The sequence below is a fragment of the Spirosoma areae genome (genome assembly GCF_054781775.1).
The window spans coordinates 171,011-187,105 of the sequence record NZ_BAAGTT010000036.1; the positions used below are offsets into that span (position 1 = coordinate 171,011).

The window sequence follows — 16,095 nt, forward strand, 5'->3', positions numbered from 1 at the left end:
TTTGTCGATTATAAAAATCACAGTCAATCAAATCATCAGGGGACTTACAGTTCTAAATTAGTTAAGTGAGAAATACTCGGCCAATGGTCCCAGCGCGAGCGCGGGAAAGAACGACAGGGCCGTGAGAATGAAAATAACAGCGAAAATCATCAGGCCAAACGTTGGCGTATCGACCGGCAATGTACCCGACGATTCAGGCACGTACTTTTTCCGGGCCAGCAAACCCGCAATGGCCACCGGGCCAATGATGGGAATGAACCGACCCAGGAGCAGCACGATACCCGTCGTGTAGTTCCAGAAGAAGTTGTTATCGCCCAGCCCCTCGAAGCCCGACCCGTTGTTGGCGTTGGCCGACGCGAATTCGTACAGCATCTCCGAGAACCCGTGAAAACCGGGGTTATTAAGCCAGGCCGACGGTTTTACCGCCCAGGCTGCGTCGCCGTAGTTAATGAACAGCCAGGCCGCCAGGGCCGTGCCACCCTTCACAAGCAGGGTGCTGAGCAGGGCCACAATCGACGCGATTTTGATCTCCCGTGCTTCCACTTTCCGACCGAAGAGTTCGGGCGTGCGGCCAACCATCAACCCCGAAATAAACACGGCGATGATGAGAAAGTAGTAGAAATTAAGCAAACCGGCACCCGCTCCGCCGTAGAAGGCATTCACCATCATACCCAGCAGTTGCATCATGCCCGACAGGGCCATCGAGGAGTCGTGCATGGAGTTGACCGACCCGGTTGAGATGATTGTTGTGACGATACTCCAGTAGGCGGAAGCCAGCGGCCCGAAGCGTACTTCTTTGCCTTCCATCGCCCCCGTTGGTTGGGTAACGCCCAGTTGGGCGATGGCCGGATTACCACCCAGTTCGCTGAAAATAGTGGGGATTAACAGCAGGAGCATCCCAACCGTCATAACGCCATAAATCACCCAGGCAAACCGTCGGCGGTTGATGAAAAAACCCAGCGCAAAAATCATGGCGATTGGCACCAGGGCCTGCGCGATCATCTCAACCATATTGGTCAGGTAGTTCGGGTTTTCGAGCGGGTGCGCCGAGTTGGCGCCAAACCAGCCTCCGCCGTTGGTGCCGAGGTGCTTAATGGCAATCATGGCAGCCGCCGGCCCGCGCGAAACATCCACCGTATCGCCTTGCAGGGTGATAATTGTATCCTTCCCGTCGAAACTGGCCGGGGTCCCATTAAACACCAGAACAAGGGCGATAACGAGCGATCCGGGCAACAGTAGGCGCGTGATTGAGCGGGTAAACAGGACGTAGAAGTTACCGACTGTTTCAGACATTTTGGGCATAAATGAGCGGAACAGCAGTACGGCTCCGGCAATGCCTGTTGCGGCCGATGTGAACATGAGAAACATCATGACGGCTAATTGCGTCAAATACGTGGCTCCCGACTCACCCGAGTAGTGTTGCAGGTCGCAGTTGACCATGAAACTGATGGCCGTATTGAAGGCCAGGTCGGCAGTTTGCGAGGGGTTGCCATCGGGGTTGAGCGGCAGGCTTCCCTGAACCAGCAGCAGCACGAACCCAAAGGCCAGCAAGACGGCGTTGAGCGTCAACAGGGCAACCAGGTTCTGTTTCCAGCTTAGGTCGGCGGTTTCGTCGATACCCCCCAATCGATAAATCAGCCGTTCGAGGGGCTTCATAAAGCCAAACGCCGATCCGTCATTAAATACGTTGGCAAGAAACTTGCCCAGCGGAATGGCCAGCAGGACCGTCAGGCCGTACATGACAACAACGCCCATCCATTCGGTAGTCATCGTGTGGTAAAGAATAGTTAGAATTTTTCCGGTTTAATCAGCACGTACAACATGTAGGCAAAAACCAGTAGCGCGATAATAAAGACGATGGTAATCATTGAGTAATGAGTGAAAGCGTGAATGGGCGAACGAGCGAATAGAAACGAGGGAATAGGAAAGAGCAGCTACAATCACTCCGCTCCGGCAGCCCGGTTTCCCTCATTCGCTCTTTCGCCTTTAAATATGTTCAAACCACTCGATGGCTTTGTAGAAGATGACAAAGCAAAGGAGTGCCGAACCGATTAGAAGCAGGAGAGTTCCCATAGTTTGTGAGCAATACTGTTTAGTTTGAACCAGCTATGCCAAAAAGCAGTCCAATCTTAGTACGCACAGCACGCTAATGACACACAAATCTGATTTACAGACAGTTATCTATAGAAGCAAAAAAAAAGTGGAGCCACACTAAGGAAGCCTACCCTACCAAAATGGAAAGGTCGATTCTCATTTTGGCAAGGCAGGCGGGGTAGGCGGTTTTTACTTTGGCAGGCTACCAGCGTAAGGTTCGCTTTTTTGAACAGCCTTAAAAACCTGGAATCAGGTTGGTCTTGAAGAGTTTAATGGCAATCGCCAGCAGAATAATTCCGAAGATTTTACGCAGCACGGCCAGTCCACCCGAGCCGAGCCGGGTTTCGAGCCAACCCGACGATCGCAGAACGGCATAAATCAGGATCAGGTTAAGAATGATCCCGATAATAATATTGAGTGTCTGATACTCAGCCCGGAGGGATATAATGGTTGTGAGGGTGCCCGCCCCGGCAATGAGCGGAAAGGCAATCGGCACAATGTGGGTTGCTCCGCCGGTATCCATCTCCGATTTAAAAATCGTCCGACCCAAAATCATTTCCAGACCAATCAGGAAAATAATCAATGCCCCGGCTACGGCAAACGAAGCTACATCGACCCCAAATAACTGCAGAATCCGCTCGCCCACAAACAAAAACGCAATCATCAGCACACCCGATGCAAACGTAGCCCGTTCGGATTCAATCTTACCCGACTTCCGGCGCAGGTCAATAATTATCGGCAACGACCCAATAACATCAATGACCGAAAAGAGAATCAGGGTAACGGAAACAACTTCTTTTAAGCTGAACATGAGAATGCATTTGTCATACTGACCGCAGAAACTGCATTAAGGTTCCAATCTCTTCGTCAGTAATGGCCGGAAAATTGGCAATCCGAAAGGCGGTGTTCTTCCAGTCGCCATACCCATTACCGAGTGTAATGCCAGCTTGTTGAGCGGCTGTTTTAATCGCTTTTATGGCTGATTCAGACCCCTCTACCGCTATAACCGTATCAGACCGAATAGCCGGATCATTGATGAGACAGTTGAAAGGCGTGGAGACCATTTCCTGCTCAAAAAACGCATACCAGTCTGCCGCCCTCTTTTTCGTGATGGCATTCACAACGGCAATGGGCGGCACCTGCTGCAACACGCGCATGAGCAGATAGATACCCAGGCCGTTAGGCGTGTAGGGCGTCTGGAATTTCGAGAAATTTTCGTGGATGAACAGCAGACTGTTGTAATGAGCATTCTCCCCAATTTCCTCCGCCCGCTTCAGCGCGGCTGGCGAATAGATCAGCACGGCCAGCCCCGCCGGAAGTCCAAAACATTTCTGGACCGACGCAAACCACACATCCGCTAAGGTCCAGTCGAGCCTGATACCGGCCATCGACGACACAGCATCGACGGCAATGATCGACGAAAAATCCCGGCGAAACCCGGCCAGTGTCTCCATGCTGACCTGCGTGCCATTCGATGTTTCATTCTGCACGATGCAGAGCACATCGGCCTCATTCAGGCTGGCAGGTGGGTTGATTCGGTAGGCGTATTCCGCCCATTTTTTGCCGAAAGCCCCACTGTGCGGATGCAAACTGGCCTGGTCCGTTAGCGACTGCGCGACAATTTCCCAGCATTCCGTTGCCGACGAAACCAGTGCGATATGGTAATTAGGTGGAATATCGAGTTTCTCCTGAAGCAACTCAATAACCTCCTTCACAACCTCCGTAAAACCTGTACTGCGGTGGTTCAGGCTTACAATGCCCTCACGCACAGCCTCGGCAGCATACTCAGCCACCTGCGGATACACTTTCGACGGACCAGGGTAGAACGTAATCATGAGTTAATGAATAATGGTTAATGTAAAATGACTAATGACAAAATCACACCGAACACCCATTATACATTGTTCATTAGTCATTTTACATTATCTACTAAATACCGCACCGCCAGTTCGTAGCCCGTCAGGCCCAGGCCAACAATAACGCCTTTGCATTTAGCCGACAGGTAGCTATGGTGCCGGAACGATTCGCGGGCATGAACATTGGAAATATGCACCTCCACCGCCGGGGCCGTCACCGCCGACAGGGCATCGGCAAGGGCAATGGAGGTATGGGTGAATGCACCGGCGTTAATGACGATGCCATCCACGTCGAAACCCAGTTCATGAATTTTATCGAGCAGTTCGCCTTCGTGATTCGACTGAAAATAGCGAAGTTGCACGTCGGGAAACTGCTCTTCCAGCGTTTTCAGGTAGTCGATGAACGAGCGATTACCGTAAATACCCGGTTCGCGCTTACCCAGCAGATTGAGGTTCGGGCCGTTTATGATGAGAATGCTTTTCATGAATGTATAATGGTCAATGAATAATGAATAATGAAACAGTATCGCTATAGAGCCCCCATCATACATTAATCATTATACATTATTCATTTATAGTCTATGTGGCAAAGTTATATAAATGCCTTTAAGAACTACCTTAAACTGGAACGGTCGCTGGCCGAAAATTCGGTGGAGGCTTACCTGCATGATGCCGAAAAACTGCATCAATACATCCTACTCACCGACCCCGCCCTGACGCCCATGCAGGTGACGGAAAAGCAATTGATGAATTTCCTGAAGTATCTGGGTGAGTTGGGCTTAACGGCGCACAGCCAGGCCCGGATACTGTCGGGTCTGAAGTCGTTTTTCAACTACCTGCTGTTCGAAAACCTGATTCAGCACAACCCAACGCAGTTACTCGAAGCGCCCAAACTGGGCCGCAAACTGCCCGACACGCTGAGTTTCCCCGAAATTGAGGCTATTCTCGATGCCATCGACCTGTCGACACCCGGTGGCACCCGCGACCGGGCCATGATTGAGGTCCTGTACAGTTCGGGCCTGCGCGTGTCGGAACTGCTCAACCTGCGCCTGACGAATTGTTATTTCACCGAAGGGTTTGTGCGCGTACTGGGCAAAGGCGATAAGGTTCGGTTGGTACCCATTGGTGAAGATGCCATGCACTACACCCGCATCTACGTTGAGCACGTGCGGAGCCAGTTGGCGGTGCAGAAAGGCGATGAAGATACCATTTTCCTGAACCTTCGCGGTAAGCAGCTCTCTCGCATCTCGGTGTTCACGACCATTAAAAAATTAGCGGCCGAGGTAGGCATCAAAAAAACGATTAGCCCGCACACCTTCCGGCATTCCTTCGCCACGCACCTCATCGAAGGCGGGGCCGACCTGCGGGCCATCCAGCAAATGCTTGGCCATGAGTCCATTACGACCACCGAAATCTACACCCACCTCGACCGCGACTATTTGCAGCAGACGTTACGGGAGTATCATCCGAGGGCAAATAGCAGGGGGCGCGGGGCAGGATAGTACGCCCTGCCCCGCGCCCCCTGCTCCACGCAATTAACAAAAAAGTCCCCGCTGTCGAAGCCGACGGCGGGGAGCCCCCAATCTAACTAACCCAAAACTATATGCAATGTATTAGACTTCCACGCCCGTTTTCTCGCCAACGAACTGCTGATGCGGGTGCCTAAACAGCAGATTGAAGGAGGTCAGGCTGCCGTAAATCCGGGTGATGTATTGCTGAATGTTAATTTTCTCTTCGTCGTCGAGCGGGCTGGCATTGATGCGTTGTTCGAGCACGCGCAAACGGTCGCGCACCAGCACGATTTTGTGAAAGAACGCGTCAATGGGCATTTCCTTCTGCGACAAATCGGCCCGGCCAGGTTTAAGCACTAACTTCCCTCCTTTCCACTTATCGCCCAGCGGCACCAGTTCGGTCTGGTCGACCCACCGCTGAAGCACCCGTGTCAGCGACTGCTCCACGTCGAACAGGCTCACCAGGTCGCCATCGGGTTCGAGGGCTTCGATGATGGTGAAGGGTGCGTCAAATTTGAGTATCTTCACGCCCTGCCCGATGAACGTGATGGTGTAGCCGCTGGCTTTCAGATTGATAACAACGCCTTCGCCGAACTCGTCGTGCCGGATACGCGAACCAATTCCCAATAGGGTAATCATAAAACGGGGATGTTTAAGGCTTTAGACTATCTTAAACAAACCCCGTGCCAGAATAAATTGACCGTTTCGTTTTTTCGTTAATATGCTCGCTGATACGACGCTCCTGCTTCCGCAAACCGACAAATTCACCCTGCCCGACGGCACACATTACCTCAACTGCGCGACCCGGTCGCCCCTGAGCCGGGCCGTTGAGCAAGCCGGTTATGAAGCAATTCGCCGGGATACAAACCCCTTCGGTTTGCGGCCCGATGACTTTTTCAGTGGGGCCATTCGGGTTCGGGCTTTGTTTTCCCAACTCATCAATAACGCCAACACCGACCGGATTGCCGTTATCCCATCGGTATCTTATGGCATGGCCATAGTGGCCCGAAACTTGCACCGCAAACCGGGGATTCGGGCCGGGCAACGGATTGTGCTGATTGGCGATGAATTTCCAAGCGATGTATATGCCTGGGGCCGCGTCTGCACCGACCTGGGGTTGAGCATAACGACCGTTGCAATGCCAGACGAATTCCCCAGAGGCCCCCTCTGGAATGAACGATTGCTGGAGGCTATCGGCCCTGGCACGGCCTTAGTGGTGGTGCCGCCGGTGCATTGGATGTACGGCATTCGATTCGATTTAGAAGCGATTGGGCAGCGGGCGCGGGCCGTTGGCGCGTGGCTGGCTGTTGATGGAACCCAGTCGATTGGGGCGTTACCGTTCGACCTGGCAACCGTTCAGCCCGATGCCGTCATTTGTGCGGGCTATAAGTGGCTGATGGGGCCGTATTCGATAGGGCTGGCGTATTATGGCCCGGCTTTCGACGAGGGCATTCCGCTCGAAGAGGGCTGGATGAACCGGCTCGACAGCAATCAGTTTCACCGGCTCATGGATTACCAGCCCGCCTATCGGCCCAAAGCGTATCGCTACAATGTTGGGGAGCATAGCCATTTTCTCCAGATGCCCATGCTCGAAGCCGCCCTGACGCAACTCCTCGACTGGCAACCGGCCCGCATTCAGGCGTATACGAAAAATCTTATGGCCGATGCCTGGCCCATATTAGAAAACCTCGGTTGCCGGGTTGAACCGAAGAACGGAAACCAGGGTCGAAGCCATCACCTGATTGGGCTGTGGCTGCCTGACCACGCCGACCCGATGGCTGTTCAGCAAGCGTTATTGGCCAAAAACGTTTCCGTATCCGTCCGGGCGCGGGCGTTACGCATCGCCCCACACATGTATAATACGCGTAAAGATGTCGAAGCGCTGGTTGATGTGTTGAGCGAAGTGATTTAAAGCAGGGGGTTGCTGACGCACGGAGGGCTGACGCGTCAGCAACCCCCTGCTCCGCGCTCCATGCTCCCTGCCCCTTCATACAACTCAAGCGGCAGATCATCAGGGTCGGCGAAGAAGGTGAACCGTCGGCCTGTGTGTTCATCGACACGGATGAGTTCGGTTACGACACCCTGTTCGTTCAAATGCGCGATGGCCGCATCGAGGTCGGCAACGGCGAAGGCCAGATGACGCAGCCCGGCAGCTTCGGGCCGGGACGGGCGCTTCGGCGGATTCGGGAACGAAAACAGTTCAATGATATACTGCCCGTTCAGGGCTAAATCTAACTTATAGGACTGCCGTTCGGCGCGGTACTGTTCGCTCAGCACCGAAAAACCCAGAATTTCGGTATAAAACCGCTTAGATGTCTCATAATCTGAGCAGATAATGGCAATATGATGAATAGCAGCCAATTGAAGCATAATTGATTAGGGAGTCAGTAGCGTGTCAGCCGCGAGGGTGTCAACGGCGGTTCCATCCCGTTCGGCGGGCAATGCCCGTTCGACCTCCCGGCGTTTATTCCAGGGGGCCGTTGTCCGGCGACCCATGTCGATAGCCAGTAAGGCAACAATGGTCGTGAAGACAATGAAAACGACGATAAAGATGCGACGGTTGCGGTTCATAGTTTCATCAATGAATAATGAGTAATAGAAGTCGGCTTGTGAACATTCTACATTCTACATTATTCATTAAAAATCTGTTTCGGTCCAATCTGAAACGATAGGTTGCCCGTTCGGCCCGAAACCTGCGCCCAGGTTAGGTTCTCAAACGTTACGGCTACCACGGCCCCTTTGCTCATCGACCCGATGGTTTCGTGCGTCAGAAACTCGGCTAAGTACGACACATCGGGGTTATGCCCCACAATCATTGCCGTTTGCGTGGTCTCAGGCAGGGCGTTGATCGCGGCCAGGTAGGCTTTCGGTCCACCATCGAACAGCCGGTCGTCTAACCGAATCTGTGCTAAGTCAAAGCCGATTTGTTCGGCAATTACCTTCGCCGTGTCTTTGGCACGCGGAGCGGTGCTGCTCATGATGGCATCAGGTAAAATAGCTTTCTGATGCAGATAGCGACCCATTCGGGCAGATGCAATAATGCCGTCGGGTGTGAGTTGGCGGTCGTGGTCAACCATAAACAAGGCCCGGTCTTCGGCTTTGGCATGACGAACGATGTAGAGGGTAATGGACATAATTTATCGTTTCAGGTTTCGGGTTCCAGATTCTCGGTTTGCCCTGCGAAACCTGGAACCTGAAACAAAAATAAGGTGCCGGTTGGTACATACCCGTTTTTAAAGATAAAAATTGGCTATCAGCCTTTCGCGGGACAATCCGTACTTTTGCGGGCAGAACCATTATTCGGTCGTCGATTCAGTATGAGTTATCAATCCATTCAGCAGCTATTAAAAACCAGGCCCGGCGTGGATTCGCCCGTTGGCACCACCGTGACCGTGAAGGGCTGGGTCCGCACCAAGCGCGAAAGCAAAAACGCCATTTTTATTGCCCTTAATGATGGCTCAACCATCAATAATATCCAGGCCGTTGCCGAAGCCGGTCAACTCCCCGACGAAACCCTGAAGCTGATCACGACAGGCGCGTGTCTGGCCGTTACGGGTCAGTTGGTCGAATCGCAGGGAGCCGGGCAGGCCGTTGAAGTGAAACTCACCGATGTAGTCATTTACGGTCCCGCCGACCCCGACAAATACCCATTGCAACCCAAGCGGCACTCGCTGGAGTTTCTGCGCGAGATAGCCCACCTGCGCCCGCGCACCAATACTTTCAGCGCGATTCTGAGGATTCGGCACGCGCTGGCCTTTGCCGTCCATAAGTACTTTAACGACAACGGCTTTTATTACTTAAACACGCCCATCATCACGGCATCGGATGCCGAAGGGGCGGGCGAAATGTTTCGCGTTACGACGCTCTCTGCCACCAAACCACCCCTGACCGACGAAGGCAAAGTCGATTACAGCCAGGATTTCTTTGGCAAGGAAACGAACCTGACCGTGTCGGGGCAGTTGGAAGGCGAACTGGGTGCATTGGCACTGGGCAAGATTTATACCTTCGGGCCAACCTTCCGTGCCGAAAACTCCAACACGACACGCCATCTCGCCGAATTCTGGATGATTGAGCCGGAAATGGCCTTCTACGAGTTGGAAGACAACATGAATCTGGCCGAAGATTTCGTAAAAACCGTCATCCGGTACGCTCTGCAACACTGCGCCGATGACCTGGCGTTTCTGGACAATCGGCTGAAGGAAGAAGAGAGGACAAAAAAGAAAGAAGAACAAAGCGAACTGAGTTTGCTCGAAAAGCTTCAGTTCGTCATCAGCAACGAGTTTGTCCGGCTCACCTACACCGACGCTATTGACATTCTGGTGAACTCGAAACCGGCCAGAAAAGGACAGTTCCAGTACGAAGTCAGTTGGGGTGTCGATTTGCAGTCGGAGCACGAGCGGTATTTAGTCGAGAAGCACTTCAAAAAACCGGTGATTCTGACCAATTACCCCCGCGACATCAAGGCGTTCTACATGAAGCAGGACGATGCACCCGCTATCAATTCCCGTGGTGAGGTTTTCGGCTCAACCGTCCGGGCAATGGACGTTTTGTTCCCCGGCATTGGCGAAATCATTGGCGGTTCGCAGCGCGAAGACGATTTGGACAAACTCACCGCCCGGATGCAGGAAGTTGGCATTGAACCGGAGGCCCTGTGGTGGTATTTAGACACGCGCCGGTTTGGGTCGGCTCCGCACGCGGGTTTTGGTCTGGGCTTTGAGCGACTTGTGCTGTTCGTAACGGGCATGGGCAACATCCGCGACGTCATTCCATTTCCAAGAGCACCGAAAACGGCGGAATTTTAACAGGAATGATGAATGATGAATTATTTTGCCTGTCATCATTTATCATTCTTCATTCATCATTCACATTATGCTCGCTTTACCCATCTTCCTGGCTTTGGCTTCCGGCTTCGTGGTTGTGGGCGTTTACACCGAACGCAAGGTGTCGGCGTTTATGCAGGACCGGCTTGGGCCAATGGAAACGGGTAAATGGGGATTGCTCCAACTCTTCGCCGATTTGCTGAAACTGCTTCAGAAAGAGGACATTGTACCCACTGCTGCCGACCGTACCCTGTTTTTGCTGGCTCCAGCGGTCATTTTTGTCTCGGTGTTTGCGGGCTTCGCCGTGCTGCCCCTCACCCCCGATTTGCAGGGATCGAACGCGGCTGTCGGTGTATTCTACCTCATGGCCATTGTCTCCTTCGACGTAGTTGGGATTCTGATGGCGGGCTGGGGGTCGAACAACAAATATTCGCTGTTTGGCGCCATGCGGTCGGTGGCGCAGATTATTTCTTACGAAATTCCGCTTGGGCTGACGATTTTGTGCGTGGTGATGATTTGCCAGACCCTCAACTTGCAGGCGATCAGTTTCCAGCAGGGCATTTTCTCTCCCGAAACCAATTACCTGTTTGGCCTGAAAGCGTTGGGTATCGACGTAACAACCTGGGGGGGCATCTTTTCCTGGAATATTTTCCGCAATCCGTTTCTGCTGATTGCTTACGTCATCTTTTTCATCTGCACCCTGGCCGAAAGCAACCGAGCGCCCTTCGATCTGCCCGAAGGCGAATCCGAAATCGTTGGCGGTTTTCATACCGAATATTCCGGAATGCGGTTCGCTCTGATCTACCTCTCCGAATACGCCATGATGCTGCTGGTGTCGTTCCTGGGCGCGGTGTTGTTTCTGGGCAGTTGGAACACGCCCCTGCCCAACCTCGGTCCCGTCCGGCTTGCCGACTGGACGAGTGGCGCCCCCGGCACCATCTGGGGGCATCTGACGGGTGGGTTCTGGCTGTTGTCGAAAGTATTTTTGGCCGTACTACTGCAAATGTGGGTGCGCTGGACATTGCCCCGCATTCGGGTTGACCAGATGATGCACCTGTGCTGGAAAGTGCTGACCCCAGCCGGTTTGCTGCTCCTGCTGATTTCAGGAATCTGGCGATTGCTGATGGTGTGAGCTTGAAATAGTCTTGGCTCATTTAAAAGCCCCTTCGTAACTTTGCGGTCTTTTAGCCTCCTCAATGTCTATCCTCACTCCTAATCCAACGGGCGATTTGGTCTGGCAGGTCGCCTGGCAATCGCCGGTGTTTCGCTGGAAATTCTTTATCGGCCTACTCGGCACCCTGGCGCTGCTGTTCACGTTTCCCTGGTTTTTTCAGACCATCGAGCAGCATTCCGGCCCCGTGCTGAACGACTGGGTGCTGGATCAACTCCCTCCGCAAAATGTGTCGCTCTGGATTTTTGTAGCGCTCTGGACTACGGCGCTGCTCCTGATTATCCGTGCCCGGCGCGGGCCTGCCGTTTTTATGATGTTTATGTATGGGTATATCCTCGTCAGCCTGTCGCGGATGCTGAGCATTAACCTTGTGCCGCTCGACCCACCCCCTGGGCTGATTCCCCTCATCGACCCCCTCAGTAACGCCTTCTATGGCAATACCTTCATTACCAAAGACTTGTTCTACTCAGGGCATACGTCGTCTATTTTTCTGATGTTCCTGTGCCTGCGTCGCTGGTGGGACCGCCTGTTTGCTTTTTTGGGTTCGCTGATTGTCGGAGGATTACTACTGGTGCAGCACGTTCATTACACAGTCGATGTGCTGGGGGCATTTGTCTTTACCTACCCGCTCTATTGGCTCGGCAAAAAAATTGCACTCAGCGGCTGGAACAATATCCAACGGGAACTGGAATGAGTCAGCCGATGTATGGCTGATAGATCCGCAGCGAATAAACCAGAACGGATGGACTGGCTGGCTGACCAGCCAGTCCATCCGTTTCAATAGAGCGGTCCACTACGGGTAGAATTAGGGTATTTCAGGTTTTTACTTACAACTTAAGTGCAAACTACGGTGAACATATTCTACCGTTAGATGGGGTCAGAGAGCGATTCGTTTATCTATTAAATGACTGATTAACAGCAAAATCGACCTGTTATCAAGTAAATCAGCCACCGCAACCGGAACAGCCGCTAATAAAATTCGCATTAATTAAATTGCCGTAAAGTAATCCTAAAATTGTAAATTTCGTAGATTTGAGCCATTAATAAACCGTGAAACCTGCGCCCGTCGGTCAGAGCGCGGTTGCTGGTTGGCATCAACGACGGAACTTCCGAATTGTAAACCACCGATATGAGCAAAATAGACTTGCCGCCCTATACGCTGGGCGAAACCATTACCCCCGAACAACGTCAGTTCTTCAACAAAAATGGCGTTATCGTTTTCCGTAACTTCATCAACCCAGAAACAGTCAAACTATTCATTAGTGAAGTTGACCGAATCGAAAAAGAGTGGCTGGCCGATGGCCGGGATAAAGTCAATGGTGTGCCCCTGAAATTTGGTCAGGATGATTCCGGAAACCCCATGATTCAGCGGATGTGCTTTCTGTCGCAGCACAGCACTGTCCTCCACGAATTTTTGCAGGACCCCCGCCTTCAGACTATTGTTGACCTGCTCCAGCCCTACGAAGGGCGCATTGGCGACATTGAAAAAGACGGGCTTATTCTCAACCATTACATCCGCACGCCTAACAGTAAATTTTCGCAGATGGGCTGGCATACCGATAGCCCGCGCGACCTGTTTCTGGGCCAGCGTATCATGCCAATGCTTAATGTGGGCATTCACCTCAACCCGACACCCTACGAGAACGGAGGGTTGCGCGTTATTCCCGGCACCCACAAGCAGGGCCTGCTGGGCATGATGTTCCGCAAAAAGTATTTCGTCGATAATGAACCCGATAAACACGAAATTGGCTTCGACATGAACGCAGGCGATTTATCGGTTCACGACGGTCGGCTCTGGCATCGGGCGCAGCAGTCGCCTTTTGTGGGTGAAGCCAGCCGTCGGCGGGTGATGTACGTGCCGGTCGTCACGGGCAAATACATGCCCAAGCACGAAAACAGCAAAACACCATTCTACCTCCGCTTCATCTCCAAAGTCAATATTTAAAATAGTAGTAAGTGGTAAGTTCGTACGTAATAAGTGGCTGACGCAAATTGTTATTGACGCGTCAGCCACTTATTACGTACGAACTTACCACTTACAAACTTAGCTACTTCATGGCCTACGCCCTCATTACAGGAGCCAGCCGGGGCATTGGTCTGGCCATCGCCCGCGAACTGGCCCGCCGAAAATTCGATCTGCTGCTGGTAGCCCGGTCGGGGTCAGTTTTAGAACAGGCCGCGAAGCAATTGGCGGCTGACCATGGGATCAAGACTGATTTTCTGGCGATTGATTTAGCCGAAGCCGGAGCGGCTCAGCAAGTTCTGGACTGGTGCACGCAAAAACAATATACCGTTCAGCTCCTGGTGAATAACGCAGGCTATGGGTTAAGTGGGCCTTTTGAGAAACATGATCTGGCCGAACATACCGCCATGATGCAGGTGAACATGACGGCCCTTATCGAACTGACCTACCTGTTCCTGCCGCAGCTTCGGCAACAAGCCAAAGCCTACATTCTCAACATTGGCAGTTCGGCGGCCTATCAGGCAGTACCGGGTTTAAGTCTGTATGCGGCCTCCAAATCCTTCGTACTTCAGTTTAGCCGGGGGCTGCATCAGGAGCTAAAACGCTCGCCGGTTTCGGTCACCTGCGTTTGCCCCGGCGCCACCGATACCAACTTCGTTGACCGGGCGCAGATTGGCGAGAAAGGCCGCAAAGCCGCCGAGAAGGTAAACATGACACCCGACGACGTTGCCAAACAAGCCGTTGAGGCCACACTGTCCGGGAAAACCGAAGTTGTCACGGGCCTGTTAAACAAAGCGGGGAAACTCATGGCGTGGCTGCTGCCCAAAGGGCTGGTGGAGCAAACCGCCGGCAGTATTTACGAGTGAAATTCACCTAATTTAGTTTGTTTGGCTTCTATTGATTCTGCCAAGTCACTGCCGCTAATCGCAGCAGTTTAGAAGCCAAAGAACCCATTTTGGAAAAGCGCTGGTTTTTATCCCCAACCCCATGCAAAAAGCTTTGTCCGCAGATGAGCAAAGTCCCCTTCAGGGGGCTGGGGGCTTAATTATAAATTGTATTCCGCTAATAGTTGGCACTTTATTTGTACTGCTGTGGTTGTACATATATAACTTTACAAAGACGTTGGATGCTGGACCAAACTTTATACCCTATTCCACTGCCTGCCGACGTCCAGCCAACACATGCAATTTTCCGATTTATCATTAATTGACCCTATCCTGAAGGCCGTTGCCGAAGAAGGATACACCACCCCAACCCCCATCCAGGAACAAGCCATACCGATTTTGTTGAGCCGCCGGGATTTGCTGGGTTGCGCCCAGACCGGCACTGGTAAAACAGCCGCTTTCGCTATTCCAATCCTGCAACTGCTGGCCGACGAGCGCAGCAAAAATCCGAGCGGTCCCCGACGCATTAAAACACTGGTACTGACCCCCACACGCGAATTAGCTATCCAGATTGCCGAAAGTTTCGGGGCCTACGGTCGCCATCTGCCCCTGCGCCATACCGTTATTTTTGGCGGTGTTTCGCAGCATTCGCAGGTCAATGCGCTTAAAGCCGGTGTCGATGTGCTCATTGCCACACCCGGTCGTCTGCTCGATTTAATGAATCAGCGATTTGTGTCACTTCACGATGTGCAGTTTTTTGTGCTCGACGAAGCCGACCGAATGCTCGACATGGGCTTTATTCACGACGTTAAAAAAGTCATTGCCAAGTTGCCCGAACGTCGGCAAACGCTGTTTTTCTCGGCGACGATGCCGCCCGACGTGGCGAAACTCGCTGATACGATTTTACATAATCCAGCCAAAGTTGAAGTAACGCCCGTTTCATCTACTGCCGATACGATTCAGCAGGCCATGTATTTTGTGGGTCGCGACGACAAGCGTAAACTGCTGGTCCACATCCTGAACGACACCAAAATCAAATCCGCTTTAGTGTTTGCCCGCACCAAGCACGGTGCCGACAAGGTGGTGAAAGACCTGCTGAAAGCAGGCATTGGCGCCGAAGCCATCCATGGCAACAAGTCGCAGAATGCCCGCCAGCGCGCGCTGTCGAATTTCAAAACCCGCGAAACACGCGTGCTTGTGGCTACCGATATTGCCGCACGGGGGATTGATGTCGATGAACTTTCGCACGTTATCAACTACGAACTCCCGAACATTCCCGAAACGTATGTTCACCGCATCGGGCGGACGGGCCGGGCTGGTCACGATGGAATTGCGCTGTCGTTTTGCGATGCCGAAGAAACTGATTTTCTACGGGATATTCACAAATTGATTGGTAAGCGCGTTCCGGTCATTGAAGATCACCCGTATGTGCTCGACATTGCCACCGCAGCCATTTCCCCCGCTCCGGCCCAACGCCAGGGACAGGGTCGCAATGGCGGCAACCGAAATGGTGGTCGCCCAAATGGGTCGTCCAGTCAGGGGTCGTTCCGGAGTAGTGGCACGACAAACAGCCGTCAGACCGACTCATCGCCCAGGGGTGGTCAGCCACGCAGCAACCCATCGCCCTTCCGTCGGGAGGGTGGCAACACCAGTCCAGGCCGGGATACCAATCGCCCTGAACGACCCAGCCGGGGGACCGGTAATAGTCGGTTCAGTGGTTCCGGTTCGGATAAGAATTATTAAAAACCAAACAGCCCCGGACGAAATCCGGGGCTGTTTGGCGTTAAATGCCGGTG

17 protein-coding genes are annotated in these 16,095 nt (G+C 52.8%); 8 read left to right on the top strand and 9 right to left on the bottom strand.

Going from position 1 to position 16,095, the window contains the following annotated elements; genetic code table 11:
* Positions 1-57: 57 nt before the first annotated feature.
* The 5 genes from kdpA to aroQ all read right to left on the bottom strand — a co-directional run bounded on the left by kdpA (position 58) and on the right by aroQ (position 4,435).
* Entirely contained in the window at positions 58-1,770 is a 1,713-nt protein-coding gene (gene kdpA / locus ACYVI1_RS21670) for a potassium-transporting ATPase subunit KdpA (protein WP_460912901.1), read from the bottom strand.
* 17 nt (positions 1,771-1,787) lie between these two features.
* A complete protein-coding gene (locus ACYVI1_RS21675) occupies positions 1,788-1,868 on the bottom strand; it encodes a potassium-transporting ATPase subunit F (protein ID WP_460913062.1) in 81 nt (26 codons plus the stop codon).
* Between the two features lie 461 nt (positions 1,869-2,329).
* Positions 2,330-2,905, bottom strand: coding sequence for a MarC family protein (locus tag ACYVI1_RS21680; protein ID WP_460912902.1), 576 nt, complete (start codon positions 2,903-2,905; stop codon positions 2,330-2,332).
* A gap of 13 nt (positions 2,906-2,918) precedes the next feature.
* Positions 2,919-3,929, bottom strand: a complete 1,011-nt coding sequence (locus ACYVI1_RS21685) for an aminotransferase class V-fold PLP-dependent enzyme (protein WP_460912903.1) — start codon at positions 3,927-3,929, stop codon at positions 2,919-2,921.
* A 77-nt stretch (positions 3,930-4,006) separates the two neighbouring features.
* Complete coding sequence (gene aroQ / locus ACYVI1_RS21690) at positions 4,007-4,435, bottom strand: type II 3-dehydroquinate dehydratase (protein WP_460912904.1); 429 nt, start codon at positions 4,433-4,435, stop codon at positions 4,007-4,009.
* 96 nt (positions 4,436-4,531) lie between these two features.
* Here aroQ and xerD point away from each other — a divergent pair, with 96 nt between their 5' ends.
* Complete coding sequence (xerD, locus tag ACYVI1_RS21695; RefSeq protein WP_460912905.1) at positions 4,532-5,452, top strand: site-specific tyrosine recombinase XerD; 921 nt, start codon at positions 4,532-4,534, stop codon at positions 5,450-5,452.
* 111 nt (positions 5,453-5,563) lie between these two features.
* Here xerD and ACYVI1_RS21700 read toward each other — a convergent pair whose 3' ends face one another.
* Positions 5,564-6,100, bottom strand: a complete 537-nt coding sequence (locus ACYVI1_RS21700) for a hypothetical protein (protein ID WP_460912906.1) — start codon at positions 6,098-6,100, stop codon at positions 5,564-5,566.
* Between the two features lie 82 nt (positions 6,101-6,182).
* Between ACYVI1_RS21700 and ACYVI1_RS21705 the strand changes: the two genes are divergently transcribed.
* Positions 6,183-7,373, top strand: coding sequence for an aminotransferase class V-fold PLP-dependent enzyme (locus ACYVI1_RS21705; protein WP_460912908.1), 1,191 nt, complete (start codon positions 6,183-6,185; stop codon positions 7,371-7,373).
* Positions 7,374-7,408: 35 nt separating this feature from the next.
* On the opposite strand, the gene gloA2 is transcribed toward ACYVI1_RS21705, so the two are convergent.
* Genes gloA2 through ACYVI1_RS21720 form a run of 3 tightly spaced genes read right to left on the bottom strand, consistent with a single transcriptional unit; the run spans position 7,409 to position 8,595 of the window.
* Positions 7,409-7,831, bottom strand: a complete 423-nt coding sequence (gene gloA2, locus ACYVI1_RS21710; RefSeq protein WP_460912909.1) for an SMU1112c/YaeR family gloxylase I-like metalloprotein — start codon at positions 7,829-7,831, stop codon at positions 7,409-7,411.
* A 6-nt stretch (positions 7,832-7,837) separates the two neighbouring features.
* Complete coding sequence (locus ACYVI1_RS21715) at positions 7,838-8,032, bottom strand: hypothetical protein (RefSeq protein ID WP_460912910.1); 195 nt, start codon at positions 8,030-8,032, stop codon at positions 7,838-7,840.
* A 59-nt stretch (positions 8,033-8,091) separates the two neighbouring features.
* Positions 8,092-8,595 carry a SixA phosphatase family protein gene (locus tag ACYVI1_RS21720; protein ID WP_460912911.1) on the bottom strand — a complete coding sequence of 168 codons (504 nt, stop codon included), beginning with the start codon at positions 8,593-8,595 and terminating at the stop codon, positions 8,092-8,094.
* 183 nt (positions 8,596-8,778) lie between these two features.
* Between ACYVI1_RS21720 and asnS the strand changes: the two genes are divergently transcribed.
* From asnS to ACYVI1_RS21750, 6 genes are all read left to right on the top strand, one after another.
* Positions 8,779-10,263, top strand: a complete 1,485-nt coding sequence (gene asnS / locus ACYVI1_RS21725) for an asparagine--tRNA ligase (protein WP_460912912.1) — start codon at positions 8,779-8,781, stop codon at positions 10,261-10,263.
* A 67-nt stretch (positions 10,264-10,330) separates the two neighbouring features.
* Positions 10,331-11,413 (top strand): complex I subunit 1/NuoH family protein, encoded by a 1,083-nt coding sequence (locus tag ACYVI1_RS21730; protein ID WP_460912913.1) that lies wholly within the window; start codon positions 10,331-10,333, stop codon positions 11,411-11,413.
* Between the two features lie 64 nt (positions 11,414-11,477).
* Positions 11,478-12,146, top strand: coding sequence for a phosphatase PAP2-related protein (locus ACYVI1_RS21735; RefSeq protein ID WP_460912914.1), 669 nt, complete (start codon positions 11,478-11,480; stop codon positions 12,144-12,146).
* Between the two features lie 435 nt (positions 12,147-12,581).
* The gene (locus ACYVI1_RS21740) at positions 12,582-13,397 is read left to right on the top strand and encodes a phytanoyl-CoA dioxygenase family protein (protein WP_460912915.1); all 816 of its coding nucleotides are present in this window, start codon (positions 12,582-12,584) and stop codon (positions 13,395-13,397) included.
* Positions 13,398-13,507: 110 nt separating this feature from the next.
* The gene (locus tag ACYVI1_RS21745) at positions 13,508-14,281 is read left to right on the top strand and encodes an SDR family NAD(P)-dependent oxidoreductase (protein WP_460912916.1); all 774 of its coding nucleotides are present in this window, start codon (positions 13,508-13,510) and stop codon (positions 14,279-14,281) included.
* 315 nt (positions 14,282-14,596) lie between these two features.
* Entirely contained in the window at positions 14,597-16,042 is a 1,446-nt protein-coding gene (locus tag ACYVI1_RS21750; protein ID WP_460912917.1) for a DEAD/DEAH box helicase, read from the top strand.
* The last annotated feature ends 53 nt before the right edge of the window (positions 16,043-16,095 follow it).

What these genes read in the sequence shown, in the direction of transcription:
- kdpA (WP_460912901.1), bottom strand. Translation starts at nt 1,770, where the DNA reads ATGACTACCGAATGGATGGGCGTTGTTGTCATGTACGGCCTGACGGTC.
- ACYVI1_RS21675 (WP_460913062.1), bottom strand. Translation starts at nt 1,868, where the DNA reads ATGATTACCATCGTCTTTATTATCGCGCTACTGGTTTTTGCCTACATG.
- ACYVI1_RS21680 (WP_460912902.1), bottom strand. Translation starts at nt 2,905, where the DNA reads ATGTTCAGCTTAAAAGAAGTTGTTTCCGTTACCCTGATTCTCTTTTCG.
- ACYVI1_RS21685 (WP_460912903.1), bottom strand. Translation starts at nt 3,929, where the DNA reads ATGATTACGTTCTACCCTGGTCCGTCGAAAGTGTATCCGCAGGTGGCT.
- aroQ (WP_460912904.1), bottom strand. Translation starts at nt 4,435, where the DNA reads ATGAAAAGCATTCTCATCATAAACGGCCCGAACCTCAATCTGCTGGGT.
- xerD (WP_460912905.1), top strand. Translation starts at nt 4,532, where the DNA reads ATGTGGCAAAGTTATATAAATGCCTTTAAGAACTACCTTAAACTGGAA.
- ACYVI1_RS21700 (WP_460912906.1), bottom strand. Translation starts at nt 6,100, where the DNA reads ATGATTACCCTATTGGGAATTGGTTCGCGTATCCGGCACGACGAGTTC.
- ACYVI1_RS21705 (WP_460912908.1), top strand. Translation starts at nt 6,183, where the DNA reads ATGCTCGCTGATACGACGCTCCTGCTTCCGCAAACCGACAAATTCACC.
- gloA2 (WP_460912909.1), bottom strand. Translation starts at nt 7,831, where the DNA reads ATGCTTCAATTGGCTGCTATTCATCATATTGCCATTATCTGCTCAGAT.
- ACYVI1_RS21715 (WP_460912910.1), bottom strand. Translation starts at nt 8,032, where the DNA reads ATGAACCGCAACCGTCGCATCTTTATCGTCGTTTTCATTGTCTTCACG.
- ACYVI1_RS21720 (WP_460912911.1), bottom strand. Translation starts at nt 8,595, where the DNA reads ATGTCCATTACCCTCTACATCGTTCGTCATGCCAAAGCCGAAGACCGG.
- asnS (WP_460912912.1), top strand. Translation starts at nt 8,779, where the DNA reads ATGAGTTATCAATCCATTCAGCAGCTATTAAAAACCAGGCCCGGCGTG.
- ACYVI1_RS21730 (WP_460912913.1), top strand. Translation starts at nt 10,331, where the DNA reads ATGCTCGCTTTACCCATCTTCCTGGCTTTGGCTTCCGGCTTCGTGGTT.
- ACYVI1_RS21735 (WP_460912914.1), top strand. Translation starts at nt 11,478, where the DNA reads ATGTCTATCCTCACTCCTAATCCAACGGGCGATTTGGTCTGGCAGGTC.
- ACYVI1_RS21740 (WP_460912915.1), top strand. Translation starts at nt 12,582, where the DNA reads ATGAGCAAAATAGACTTGCCGCCCTATACGCTGGGCGAAACCATTACC.
- ACYVI1_RS21745 (WP_460912916.1), top strand. Translation starts at nt 13,508, where the DNA reads ATGGCCTACGCCCTCATTACAGGAGCCAGCCGGGGCATTGGTCTGGCC.
- ACYVI1_RS21750 (WP_460912917.1), top strand. Translation starts at nt 14,597, where the DNA reads ATGCAATTTTCCGATTTATCATTAATTGACCCTATCCTGAAGGCCGTT.